This is a genomic window from Lacinutrix algicola (genome assembly GCF_001418085.1).
GTDB classification, from domain to species: domain Bacteria; phylum Bacteroidota; class Bacteroidia; order Flavobacteriales; family Flavobacteriaceae; genus Lacinutrix; species Lacinutrix algicola.
Genome location: NZ_LIQH01000012.1, coordinates 1 through 1,276, shown reverse-complemented (window position 1 = coordinate 1,276; position 1,276 = coordinate 1). Strand labels below are relative to the sequence as shown.

1 protein-coding gene is annotated in these 1,276 nt (G+C 34.3%); it reads left to right on the top strand.

Going from position 1 to position 1,276, the window contains the following annotated elements; all coding sequences use genetic code 11:
- Positions 1–1,276, top strand: a 1,276-nt coding sequence (locus ASC41_RS00145) for a SprB repeat-containing protein (RefSeq protein WP_193786885.1), incomplete at both ends; no start/stop codon positions are given.

Genomic DNA, 1,276 nt, shown 5'->3' with positions numbered 1-1,276 from the left:
TCATATACTATAACTGTTACAGATCACAATGGATGTACAGATACTACTACAGTGACTGTAAATCCTGGTACATGTAACAACCTTTCTGTAACAGGCACCTCTACTCCTGCTGTCTGCTTTGGAAATAGTAATGGAAGTATAACCGCTACTGTTACTGGTGGATCTGGAAACTTTACTTACGCTTGGGATACCATAGCTGATACAACAACATCTGTTAATAATTTACCTGCAGGCAATTATACTATTATAGTAACAGATACTACAACACAATGTACTACAAGTACAACAATAACTATTAATGAACCTAATATACTAAGCTCTGCAATTGCTGTCTCTAATATTTTATGTAAAGATGATGCTACCGGATCTCTAGACTTAGCTGTTAATGGTGGCACTGGACCTTATACTTTTTCTTGGAATAATGGTAGTGTTACTGAAGACCTAATTAATGTTATTGCTGGAACATACTCTGTAACTATTACTGATGCTAATGGATGTGCAACTTCAAATTCTGCAACTATTATTCAACCTGATACTAATGTATCTGCTTCTATTACTGAGCAAACAAATATATTATGTGATAGTTTAGGTTCAGTAACTGTGTTAGGCTCTGGTGGTATTGAACCTCTTACCTATTCTATAAATGGAGGAACGAACTATCAGACTAACGGTGTTTTTACTGATTTAACTGAAGGAAATTATACAATAATTGTATTGGATGCCAATGGATGTACATTTAACCAATCTATATTCATTACTAACTCATGTTTCAATGTTGTTAAAAAATCAACTATTGCAAATGGTGGTACTTGTTTAAATGCGAATAGCGAAATTATTTATACTTTTACTATTACTAATGATGGTAACGTTCCTATTGCTATCACTTCAATTAACGATACTTTATTAGGTGGTGATATTACCGCTGATGTCACTCTTGTTAGTGGTGATACTAATACTGATGGCTTATTAAATCCAACAGAAACTTGGATTTATACTGCACCTAATTACACCGTGACTCAAGACGATTACGATGCACAAACTATTTCTAATACGGTAACAATTAATGGTACTGATGTGGATGCCACTACAGTGACTGCAACAGATACATTGGTGATTGCGGCGACTCAATTCTGTGATGCTTCTAATAACTTTACTGTTGTTAAGTCTTCGCAAATTACGAATGGTGATTCTTGTTTAAATGCTGATAGTGAAGTTACTTATACCTTTACGGTTACTAATACTGGTGGTAATTCTTCTATTGCTATCACGACAATTA